Origin of the sequence: Streptomyces niveus (assembly GCF_001723055.1) — a bacterium.
GTDB lineage: Bacteria > Actinomycetota > Actinomycetes > Streptomycetales > Streptomycetaceae > Streptomyces > Streptomyces niveus.
This window is the reverse complement of record NZ_MDCR01000010.1, coordinates 45,634-56,625: the sequence shown is the minus strand read 5'-3', so window position 1 is coordinate 56,625 and position 10,992 is coordinate 45,634. Positions and strand designations below refer to the sequence as shown.

Here is a 10,992-nt window from a genome sequence, read left to right as displayed (position 1 = left end):
CGCGATCGCCTCGCCGGACGCCTCCGGCAGCTCCGCGGTGTCCCGCGCCTCCTCCAGCGACTGGACGTACTCCGCCACCTCGCTGTCCTCGGCGGCCAGTTGGTCCACCCCGAGCTGCCACGCCCGCGCGTCCTCCGCCAGTTCACCCAGCGGGATCCGCAGCCCGATCAGATCCTCCAGCCGGTTCAGCAGGGCCAGCGTCGCCTTCGGGTTGGGCGGCTGCGAGACGTAGTGCGGCACGGCCGCCCACAGACTCACCGCGGGCACCCCCGCGTGCGTGCACGCCTCCTGAAGGATGCCGACGATGCCCGTCGGGCCCTCGTACCGCGTCTCCTCCAGGTCCATCGTCCTGGCCAGGTCCGCGTCCGAGGTCACGCCGCTCACCGGCACCGGGCGGGTGTGCGGGGTGTCGCCGAGCAGCGCGCCCAGGATCACCACCATCTCCACGCCCAGCTCATGGGCGAAGCCCAGGATCTCGTTGCAGAAGGAGCGCCAGCGCATGGACGGTTCGATGCCGCGGACCAGCACCAGGTCACGGGGTTTCTCCCCGCCGACCCGGACCACGGAGAGCCGGGTGGTGGGCCAGACGATCTTCCGTGCGCCGCCGTCCAGCCAGACCGTGGGCCGGTTGACCTGGAAGTCGTAGTAGTCCTCGGCGTCGAGCGCCGCGAACACCTCGCCCTTCCACTCCCTGTCCAGATGTCCGACCGCCGTGGAGGCGGCGTCGCCGGCGTCGTTCCAGCCTTCGAACGCGGCCACCATGACCGGGTCGATCAGCTCGGGTACTCCCTCGAGCTCGATCACCCAGGCCTCCTTCCGAAGTGTTCTCTGAACGTACGGACCAACCTTACGGCTTCTCAGCTACCCGTCCGCAGCCCCCGTGCACGCGCGGGTGAACTTCCGCGCCGCTGGGCATGGCTGGGGGTGCTGACACAACGAATCGGAGAATTCATCCGAGCTGTGACCGTAAATTTCGTTCCGCCCCTGGACGTTTACCCCTCAACGACGCTATACATCGGATGACCGAAGAGGTCCGATGTTCTTCTCAAGGGGCGTGCAGTGAGTCAGACCGTCACAGAGTTCGGGGTACACGACATCCGGTTCCCCACCTCGGAACAGCTCGACGGCTCGGACGCCATGAACCCCGACCCCGACTACTCCGCGGCTTACGTGGTCCTGCGCACCGGCGACGGCGCCGAGGGCCACGGCTTCTGCTTCACCATCGGCCGGGGCAACGACGTACTCGCCGCCGCGATCGAGGCCCTGCGCCCGTACGTGATCGGCCGCCGGGCACCCCGTACCGCCGCCGATCTCGCCGCGCTGCACATCGAGTTGACCCATGACTCCCAACTGCGCTGGCTCGGACCGGAGAAGGGCGTCATGCACATGGCCGCGGGCGCGGTCATCAACGCGGCCTGGGACCTCGCAGCCAAGGCCGCGGGCCTGCCCGTCTGGGAGTTCCTGGCCGGCATGACCCCCGAGGAACTGGTCTCCCTCGTCGACTTCCGCTATCTCACCGACGCCCTCACCCCGGTCGAGGCGCTGGAGATCCTGCGCGCCGCCGAACCCGGCCGCGCCGAGCGCGCCGCCCGGCTGCGCGCCGAGGGCTACCCCGCTTACACCACCTCGCCCGGCTGGCTCGGCTACGACGACACCAAGCTCGTCACCCTCGCCGAACAGGCCGTCGCCGACGGCTTCCAGCAGATCAAGCTCAAGGTGGGCGGCGACCTCGACGACGACGTACGGCGGATGAAGCTGGCCCGCGCGGCCGTCGGGCCGGACATCCGGATCGCCGTCGACGCCAACCAGCGCTGGGACGTGCCCGACGCGATCCGCTGGATGACCGCGCTGGCCCCGTACGAGCCGCACTGGATCGAGGAGCCCACCAGCCCCGACGACATCCTCGGCCACGCCGCCGTCCGGGCCGGTCAGCCCGTCAAGGTCGCCACCGGCGAACACGTCGCCAACCGCGTCGTGTTCAAGCAGCTGCTCCAGGCCGAGGCCGTCGACTTCGTCCAGATCGACGCCGCGCGCGTCGCCGGAGTCAACGAGAACCTGGCGATCCTGCTGCTCGCCGCCAAGTACGGCAAACCCGTCTGCCCGCACGCCGGCGGAGTCGGCCTGTGCGAACTGGTCCAACATCTGGCGATGTTCGACTACGTTGCCGTCTCGGGCACCTGGGAGGACCGCGTGATCGAGTACGTCGACCACCTCCACGAGCACTTCACCGACCCCGCGGTGATCGAATCGGGCCGCTACGTCACCCCCGGCGCCCCGGGCTTCTCCGCCCGGATGCACCCGGAGTCGATCGCCGCACACCGCTACCCCGACGGGCCCGTCTGGCAGGCCCGCCGCACCACCGAGGAGGCCAACTCATGACCGCCGCACAGGACACAGGAGACTTCGCGGGCCTCGGCGCCCTCGTCACCGGCGGCGCCTCCGGCATCGGCGCGGCCATCGCCACCCTGCTCCTGGCGCGCGGCGCACGCGTCGCCGTACTCGACCGCGACACCGCGTCGGCCCCCGAAGGCACCCTGGCCCTCCAGGCCGACGTCACCGACGACGCCGCCGTCCGCGCGGCCGTCGACGCGGCGGCGGCCGAGTTCGGCGCCCTGCACACCGTCGTCTCCAACGCCGGGATCGGCGCCATCGGCACCGTCGCCGACAACGACGACGCCGAATGGCTGCGGGTCCTCGACATCAACGTCCTCGGCATGGTCCGTACCGCCCGCCACGCCCTGCCCCATCTGCGCCGCGCCGCCGCCGACCGGCCGGGCGCCGTCTCCATCACCCACACCTGCTCCATCGCCGCCACGGCCGGACTGCCCCAACGCGCCCTGTACAGCGCCAGCAAGGGCGCGGTGCAGTCGCTGACCCTCGCGATGGCCGCCGACCACGTACGCGAGGGAATCCGCGTCAACTGCGTCAACCCCGGCACCGCCGACACCCCCTGGGTCGGCCGCCTGCTCGACCAGGCATCCGACCCGGCGGCCGAACGCGCCGCCCTCGAAGCGCGCCAGCCCACGGGACGGCTGGTCGGCGCGGACGAGGTCGCGGCGGCGGTCGCCTATCTCGCCAGCCCCGCCGCGGCCGCCGTCACGGGAACGGCGCTCGCGGTCGACGGCGGAATGCAGGGCCTGCGCCTGCGCCCCGCCACCCCCTGAGCCCCCTGAGCTTGAGCCGACACACACCCAAGGACGGACACACCATGCTGCGACACCCTGTGGGGCGATCCCCACGCACCGCACTGCGGACGAGCGCCGCGGCCTGCGCCGCGCTGCTCGCCGTCACGGCCCTCGCGGGCTGCAACCGTGACTCGGGGAGCGGGGACGCCGAAGGCGGCGGCAAGGTCGGCATCGACCTGCCCCGCAGCGACAGCGACTTCTGGAACTCCTACCAGCAGTACATCGAGTCCGGCGTCAAGGACGAGGGCATCGACGCGCTGCCGCTGACCAACTCGCAGAACGACATCGGCAAGCTCGTCTCCAACGTCCAGGCCTTCACCGACCAGGGCGCCAAGGCCGTCGTGATGGCCCCGCAGGACACCGGCGCGATAGCCGAGACGCTGGCGAACCTGAACGAGAAGAAGATCCCCGTCGTCAGCGTCGACACCCGCCCCGACAAGGGCGACGTCTACATGGTCGTACGGGCCGACAACCGCGCGTACGGGGAGAAGGCCTGCGAGTACCTCGGCGAGCAGCTGGGCGGCAAGGGCAAGGTCGCCGAGTTCCAGGGCGACCTCTCCTCCATCAACGGCCGGGACCGCTCCGAGGCGTTCAAGAGCTGCATGGACGAGAAGTTCCCGGACATCAAGGTCTTCGAGCTGGCCACCGAGTGGAAGGGCGAGGTCGCGTCGGCCAAGCTCCAGTCCACCCTCGCCGCGCACCCGGACCTGGGCGGCATCTACATGCAGGCCGGCGGTGTCTTCCTGCAGCCCACGCTCGCCCTGCTGGAGCAGAAGAAGCTCCTCAAGCCGCCGGGGGAGAAGGGGCACATCACGATCATCTCCAACGACGGCATCCCCGAGGAGCTGGACGCGATCCGGGCGGGCAAGATCGACGCCACGATCTCGCAGCCGGCCGACCTGTACGCCAAGTACGCGCTGTACTACGCGAAGGAGGCGCTGGCCGGGAAGACCCCGAAGGAGGGGCCGACCGACCACGACTCCACCATCATCAAGATCCCGGGCGGCTTCGAGGACCAGCTGCCCGCGCCCCTGGTGACCAAGGACAACGTGGACGACAAGGCGCTGTGGGCCAACCAGCTGGAGAAGAAGAACTAGTCATGGCCAAGGCAGCTGCGGCCGGCGCGCCGGCGCCCGCCGTCCACGCGGAGGGCATCGTCAAGCGCTTCGGTCCCACCGTGGCGCTCGACGGTGTCCGGCTGACCGTCGCGCCCGGCGAGTCCCACGCACTCGTCGGGCGCAACGGGGCAGGCAAGTCCACCCTCGTCAGCGTCCTCACCGGACTCCACGAGGCCGACGCGGGAAAGGTCAGCTTCGGCGGTGAACCGGCGCCCGCCTTCGGCGACATCACGGCCTGGCAGTCCAAGGTCGCCTGCGTCTACCAGAAGTCGATGGTCGTGCCCGACCTGACCGTCGCCGAGAATCTGTTCCTCAACAACTACGGCCTGGGCAACGGCCGTTCCGGGATCGCCGGCCGTCTCATCAGCTGGCGCCGGCTCCGCACCCGGGCCGAGGAACTGCTCGCCGAGTACGGCGTCAGCGTCGATCCCGACGCCCGTGCCAAGGATCTCGCCGTCGAGCAGCGCCAGTTCGTGGAGATCGCGCGCGCCCTGTCGTTCGGGGCCCGCCTCATCATCCTGGACGAGCCCACCGCCCAGCTCGACGCCCGCGGCATCGACAGCCTCTTCGAGAAGCTCCGCGACCTCCAGAGCCAGGGGGTGGCGTTCCTCTTCATCTCCCACCACCTCCAGGAGGTGTACGAGCTGTGCAGCACCGTCACCGTCTACCGGGACGCCCGCCATGTCCTGACCGCGCCGGTCGCGGACCTGGCCAAGGCGGACCTGGTGACGGCCATGACGGGCGACGCGGCGAGCTCGACCGCCGCCTGGCACGCCGCGCACGCGGTGGCACCGGACCGTACGGCGCAGCCCGTACTGACCACCGAAGGACTCGCCCTGGAGGGCGAGTTCGAACCGCTCGACCTCGAAGTGCGCCCCGGTGAGGTGCTGGGCGTCGCCGGGTCCGCGGCCAGCGGCAACACCGCGCTGGGCGAGACCCTGGCCGGTATGCGGAAGGCGACGGCGGGCCGGATCGCGGTACGCGAGCGGACGGTGAAACCGGGCAGTGTGCCGCACTCGCTGGACGCCGGGATCGGCTACATCCCCGAGGACCGGCACGTCCAGGGCCTCGTACTGAACCGCAGCGTCGCCGAGAACGCCACGCTCACCGTCGCCGACCAGCTCGGCCCGTGGGGGACCGTACTGCCCTCCCGTACGAGGGAGTTCGCCCGGTCCATGATCGCCTCGCTGGACATCAAGACGACGGGTCCCGAGCAGCCGGTCTCGGGCCTGTCCGGCGGCAACCAGCAGAAGGTCGTCGTCGCCAGGGCGCTGGCCCGCGCGCCCAGCGTGCTGGTGGCGCTGCGCCCCACGGCGGGCGTGGACGTCAAGTCGAAGGACTCGCTGCTCGGCGTCGTACGCCGGGTGGCCGACGAGGGAAACGCGGCCGTGATCATCTCGGACGAGCTGGATGATCTGCGGGTCTGCGACCGCGTACTGGCCCTGTTCCACGGGCGAGTGGTGGCAACGTTCGGGAGCGGGTGGACCGACCGGGAACTGGTCGCCGCCATGGAAGGTGTGGGGGAGAGCCGATGACCGAGACGATACGACCGCCGGTGCTCGACAAGGAGCGCGACGACGACCACCCGCTGAGCCGGCTGAAGCTCATCAGGTGGAGCGACTTCTCGCTCGTGCCGGTGATCCTGGTGCTGATGGTGATCGGCTTCATCGTGTCGCCGGTCTTCCTCACCTCCAACAACCTGATCAGCGTCGTCCAGCAGTCGTCCGAGCTGAGCCTGCTGGTGCTCGGGCAGGCGCTGATCCTGATCTGCGGCCGGATGGACCTGTCGCTGGAGTCGACGATCGGCATCGCGCCGGTCATCGCCATGTGGATGGTGCTGCCGGGGGAGGGCGGGCGGTTCGCCGGCCTCGATCTGCTGCCCGTCTGGTCGGCCATCCCGCTGTGTCTGCTGGTCGGCCTGGTCGTCGGCGTGATCAACGGCTTCCTGATCCTGAAGCTGCGGGTCAACGGATTCATCGCGACCCTCGGCATGCTCACGATGCTGCGCGGTCTCCAGATCGGCATCACCGAGGGCAAGTCGATCACCGATGTCCCGGAGTCCTTCCGCTACCTCGGCAAGACCGACTGGCTGGGGGCGCCCGCCGCCGTCTGGATCTGTCTCGCGCTCTTCGCCATCGGCGGCGCTTCGCTCGCCTGGCTGCGGCACGGGCGTTCGCTGTACGCCATCGGCGGCAACCCGGAGGCGGCGCGTGCCGCCGGCGTCCGGGTCGACCGGATCACCTGGATCGTGCTCGCCATCGGCGGCGTGCTGGCTGCCTTCGCCGGCATCCTCTACACCGGCCACTACGGCTCGGTGGCCGCCACCCAGGGCAACGGCTGGATCTTCCAGGTCTTCGCCGCCGCCGTGATCGGCGGCATCAGCCTCAAGGGCGGGCGCGGCACGCTCTTCGGCGCGCTGACCGGTGTGCTGACGCTGCAACTGGTCGTGAACGTGATGACGCTGGGCGGGGTGCCCGCGCTCTGGAACCAGTTCCTGAACGGCGCGATCATCATCGTCGCCCTGGTCATCTCCCGGTTCGCGAGCGGTGAGAAGCAGGACTGACCGACCCATGACGACGGGCACGGGCCTCCCAGGAGGTCCGTGCCCGTTCACGTACGCGTAAGAACTCCGGTCGTGGCCCCGGTCAGAGCGTCGAACGCAGCCACTGCTCCACACTCGCCACATGCACCGTCGCCCACGCCCTGGCCGCCTCCGCGTCCCGGTCGCGCAGCGCCGACAGGATCGCCCGGTGCTCGTGCAGCGTGCGGCTGACCGCGTCCTCCTGGGTCAGCCCGCGCCAGACCCGGGCCCGGGTGGTCGGTCCTGACAGTCCGTCAAGAAGCGAGCAGAGCACCGAGTTGCCCGACGCCTGCACGATTCCCCGGTGGAACTCCAGGTCGGATGCCACCAGCTCCTCGACCGACGGATCCGCCCCGAGCGCGTCCAACTGCTCGCCCAGCATGTCCAGTTCGGAGTCCTTGATCCGCGTGGCGGCCATCGCCGTCGCGGCAGGCTCCAGGATCCGCCGTACCGCCAGGAACTCCAGCACCGTGTCGTCGCGGTGGAAGTCGACGACGAAACTCAGCGCTTCGAGGAGCAGTTGAGGATCGAGGCTGGTGACGTACGTGCCGTCGCCCTGCCGTACGTCGAGAATCCGGATCAGCGACAGGGCGCGTACCGCCTCGCGCAGCGAGTTGCGCGACAGGCCCAGTTCGGCGGCGAGCTCGCTCTCCTTGGGAAGGCGGTCCCCCGGGCGCAGCGCGCCCGAGACGATCATTCCCTTGATCTTCTCGATGGCCTCGTCGGTGACAGCCATGGGCGACCTCCATACATCCGATGTATCAGCCTCCATTATGCGTCTCCGTACACGTCCGGAGCCCCGTTCCACCGGACTTCTCCGTCGCTGTTTCGGAACTTGGTTCGAGGCATGACGGCCGGCGGCGCCGTCAGCCGCGGCGCTGACCGAGCAATTCCTCGACGCGGGCCCGGATTCCGTCCGTGGCGAGCCCCCGGATCGTCAGCGTCGTACGGCGCCGCAGCACGTCGTCCGCCGTCTCGGCCCACTCGTGATCGCGGGCGTACACGACCTGCGCCCAGATCTCCGGCGCGTCCGGATGGATCCGCTCGCCCAGCTCCGGATGCTCGTACGCCAGGCGCGCGATGTCGAACGCCAACGACCCGTAGTGCCGGGCGAGATGGCGGGCGGTGTCCCGCGCGATGCCGTCGCCGTGCGCGCCGCCGTCGATCAGCAGCCGGTGCTCCACCGCGTGCGGATTGGCGATACCGGGCAGCGGCAGCATCTTCGGCAGCCGCGACGTGGGCTCGATGTCGGAGCCGAGCGGCCGGCCCGGCAGGGTCTCCAGCTTGTCCAGCACCGTACGGCCGATGTGCCGGAACGTCGTCCACTTGCCGCCCGCCACCGACAGCATGCCGCCGCTGCCCTCGGTGACGACCGTCTCCCGCTTGGCGGTCGACGTGTCACCGGGACCGCCGGGCAGCACCCGCAGACCGGCGAACGAGTAGGTGATCAGATCACGCGAGAGCTGCTGGTCGCGTACGGACAGCGACGCCTCGTCCAGGATCTGGTGGATGTCCGCGTCGTTGACCGCCACGTCCGCCGGGTCGCCCTCGTACACCTCGTCCGTCGTGCCCAGCAGCAGCATGTCCTCCCAGGGGAGGGCGAAGGTGATGCGGTACTTGTCGATCGGCGTCGCGAGCGCCGCGTTCCACGGGGCGGTGCGTTTCAGTACGAGGTGCGCGCCCTTGGAGAGCCGGATGGAGGGCTCGCACCTCGGGTCCTCCAGCTTGCGCAGATGGTCGACCCAGGGACCGGTGGCGTTCAGTACGAGCCGGGCGTCGACCCCGAACTCCGTACCGTCCATGCCGTCCTTGAGATCCGCGCCCGTCACGCGGCCACCGGTGAACCGCAGCCCGGTCACCTCGGCGTGGTTGAGGACGGCCGCGCCCGACTCGACGGCGGCCCGGACCGTCATGACGGCCATCCGCGCGTCGTTCATCTGGTCGTCGCCGTACACGGCGACGGCCCGCAGATTGTCCGTCCGCAGCTCCGGCACCGCGCGCCGGGCCTTCGCCGGGCTCAGCAGATGCCCGACGCCGTCGCCGAAGGCGGACAGCGCCGAGTACGCGAAGACACCGGCGCCCAGCTTGGCCGCGCTGTGCGGCCCGTCCTTGTAGACGGGCAGATAGAAGGTGAGCGGATTCGCCAGATGCGGCGCGACGCGGCGGGAGACCGCGCGGCGCTCGAAGTGGTTCTCGGCGACCAGCTTCACCTCACCGGTCTGCAGGTAGCGCAGACCGCCGTGGAGCAGCTTGGAGGAGGCGGAGGAGGTGGCGCCCGCGAAGTCGCCACCGTCCACCAGGGCCACCCGCAGTCCCGACTGGGAGGCGTGCCAGGCGGTGGAGATGCCCAGGATGCCGCCGCCGATGACCAGCAGGTCGTAGGTGGCGCGGGACAGTTGCTCCCGGGTCTCGGCACGGCTCGGGAGGGAGCCGCCGGCCGGATGCGTGCCCAGGGCGGGACCGCTGTGAAGGGTGGTCATGGTCTCTCCTTGCTCGGACGGACGGACCCGGGTCAGTTCTCGTCGTCGTCCACCCAGGCCTTGGTGCGCTCCACTGCCTTGAGCCAGTTCTTGTACTCGCGCTCGCGCTTCGCGGCGTCCATGTCCGGCGTCCACTCCGCGGCGCGGCGCCAGTTGGCCCGCAGCGCGGCGGTGTCCGGCCAGAAGCCGACCGCGAGTCCGGCGGCGTACGCGGCGCCCAGACAGGTCGTCTCGGCGACCATCGGCCGTACGACGGGCGCGTCGAGGACGTTGGAGAGCGTCTGCATCAGCAGGTTGTTGGCGGTCATACCGCCGTCGACCTTGAGGGACGTCAGCTCCACCTTGGAGTCCTTGGTCATCGCGTCGCTGATCTCACGGGTCTGCCAGGCCGTGGCCTCCAGCACCGCGCGGGCGATGTGCGCCTTGGTGACATAGCCGGTGAGTCCGGCGATCACACCGCGGGCGGCCGAGTCCCAGTGGGGCGCGAACAGCCCGGAGAAGGCGGGGACGAAGTACGCGCCGCCGTTGTCCTCCACCGAGGAGGCCAGCGTCTCGATCTCGGGCGCGGTCTTGATCAGGCCCATCTGGTCGCGCATCCACTGCACGAGGGCGCCGGTGACGGCGATGGAGCCCTCCAGCGCGTACACCGCCTTCTCGTCCCCGATGCGGTAACCGACCGTGGTCAGCAGCCCGTTGTAGGAGTTGATGGGCTTGTGGGCGGTGTTCATCAGCATGAACGTGCCGGTGCCGTACGTCGACTTGGCCTCGCCCTCGTCGAAGCAGCACTGGCCGAACAGGGCCGCCTGCTGGTCACCGAGCGCCGAGGCGACCGGAATCCCGTCCAGCGGGCCGCCCTTGGCCGTCCCGTACACCTCGGACGACGAACGGATCTGCGGGAGCATCGCCATCGGGACCCCGATGGAGTTGCAGATCTTCGGGTCCCACTCCAGCGTGTCCAGGCGCATCAGCATCGTGCGGGAGGCGTTGGTGACGTCCGTGACGTGCACACCACCATCCGTACCGCCGGTCAGATTCCAGATCACCCAGGAATCCATCGTGCCGAACAGGATGTCGCCGCTCTCGGCGCGCTCGCGCAGTCCCTCGACGTTGTCCAGCAGCCAGCGGGCCTTCGGCCCGGCGAAGTAGGTCGCCAGCGGCAGCCCGGTGTCCCGGCGGAACCGGTCCTGGCCCACGTTGCGGCCCAGTTCCTTCACGAGTCCGCTGGTGCGGGTGTCCTGCCAGACGATGGCGTTGTGGACGGGCTCACCGGTGTTCTTGTCCCAGAGCATGGTGGTCTCGCGCTGGTTGGTGATCCCGATCGCCAGTACGTCGGCCTTGGTGATGCCGGCCTTCTCGATGGCGTTCGCCACGACTTCCTGGACGTTGGTCCAGATCTCCTTGGCGTCGTGCTCGACCCAGCCCGGCTTCGGGAAGATCTGCTGGTGCTCCTTCTGGTCGACGGCGACGATGCGCCCGTCGACGTCGAAGACGATGCAGCGGCTGGAGGTGGTGCCCTGGTCGATCGCCGCGATGAAGGGTCCCGTGCCGTGGGAGGAGGTTCCGGTGCTCTGTGCGTCACTCACGATGTCTGCTCCTGCTCGGTGCGGAGGGCGGAGGAAGGACGTGGG

9 protein-coding genes are annotated in these 10,992 nt (G+C 69.9%); 5 read left to right on the top strand and 4 right to left on the bottom strand.

The window, feature by feature from the left end; translation table 11 throughout:
* Nucleotides 1–804, bottom strand: an 804-nt coding sequence (locus tag BHU15_RS01680; RefSeq protein ID WP_069625516.1) for a PAC2 family protein, incomplete at its 3' end; no start/stop codon positions are given.
* A 255-nt stretch (nucleotides 805–1,059) separates the two neighbouring features.
* On the opposite strand from BHU15_RS01680, the gene BHU15_RS01675 reads away from it, so the two are divergent.
* Genes BHU15_RS01675 through BHU15_RS01655 form a run of 5 tightly spaced genes read left to right on the top strand, consistent with a single transcriptional unit; the run spans nucleotide 1,060 to nucleotide 6,866 of the window.
* Nucleotides 1,060–2,379 carry an enolase C-terminal domain-like protein gene (locus tag BHU15_RS01675; RefSeq protein WP_069625515.1) on the top strand — a complete coding sequence of 440 codons (1,320 nt, stop codon included), beginning with the start codon at nucleotides 1,060–1,062 and terminating at the stop codon, nucleotides 2,377–2,379.
* Nucleotides 2,376–3,164 carry an SDR family NAD(P)-dependent oxidoreductase gene (locus tag BHU15_RS01670; RefSeq protein ID WP_069625514.1) on the top strand — a complete coding sequence of 263 codons (789 nt, stop codon included), beginning with the start codon at nucleotides 2,376–2,378 and terminating at the stop codon, nucleotides 3,162–3,164. The genes BHU15_RS01675 and BHU15_RS01670 overlap by 4 nt, the downstream gene beginning before the upstream one ends.
* A 44-nt stretch (nucleotides 3,165–3,208) precedes the next feature.
* Nucleotides 3,209–4,282, top strand: coding sequence for a sugar ABC transporter substrate-binding protein (locus tag BHU15_RS01665; RefSeq protein WP_069625513.1), 1,074 nt, complete (start codon nucleotides 3,209–3,211; stop codon nucleotides 4,280–4,282).
* Between the two features lie 2 nt (nucleotides 4,283–4,284).
* Nucleotides 4,285–5,838 carry a sugar ABC transporter ATP-binding protein gene (locus BHU15_RS01660; RefSeq protein WP_069625512.1) on the top strand — a complete coding sequence of 518 codons (1,554 nt, stop codon included), beginning with the start codon at nucleotides 4,285–4,287 and terminating at the stop codon, nucleotides 5,836–5,838.
* Nucleotides 5,835–6,866 carry an ABC transporter permease gene (locus BHU15_RS01655; RefSeq protein WP_069625511.1) on the top strand — a complete coding sequence of 344 codons (1,032 nt, stop codon included), beginning with the start codon at nucleotides 5,835–5,837 and terminating at the stop codon, nucleotides 6,864–6,866. The genes BHU15_RS01660 and BHU15_RS01655 overlap by 4 nt, the downstream gene beginning before the upstream one ends.
* Before the next feature lie 82 nt (nucleotides 6,867–6,948).
* On the opposite strand, the gene BHU15_RS01650 is transcribed toward BHU15_RS01655, so the two are convergent.
* The 3 genes from BHU15_RS01650 to glpK all read right to left on the bottom strand — a co-directional run bounded on the left by BHU15_RS01650 (nucleotide 6,949) and on the right by glpK (nucleotide 10,947).
* On the bottom strand, nucleotides 6,949–7,620 hold the full coding sequence (locus tag BHU15_RS01650; RefSeq protein ID WP_069625510.1) for a FadR/GntR family transcriptional regulator: 672 nt from the start codon (nucleotides 7,618–7,620) through the stop codon (nucleotides 6,949–6,951).
* 130 nt (nucleotides 7,621–7,750) lie between these two features.
* Nucleotides 7,751–9,364 carry a glycerol-3-phosphate dehydrogenase/oxidase gene (locus tag BHU15_RS01645; RefSeq protein WP_023542792.1) on the bottom strand — a complete coding sequence of 538 codons (1,614 nt, stop codon included), beginning with the start codon at nucleotides 9,362–9,364 and terminating at the stop codon, nucleotides 7,751–7,753.
* Nucleotides 9,365–9,396: 32 nt separating this feature from the next.
* Nucleotides 9,397–10,947, bottom strand: a complete 1,551-nt coding sequence (gene glpK, locus BHU15_RS01640) for a glycerol kinase GlpK (protein WP_069625509.1) — start codon at nucleotides 10,945–10,947, stop codon at nucleotides 9,397–9,399.
* Between the last annotated feature and the right edge of the window lie 45 nt (nucleotides 10,948–10,992).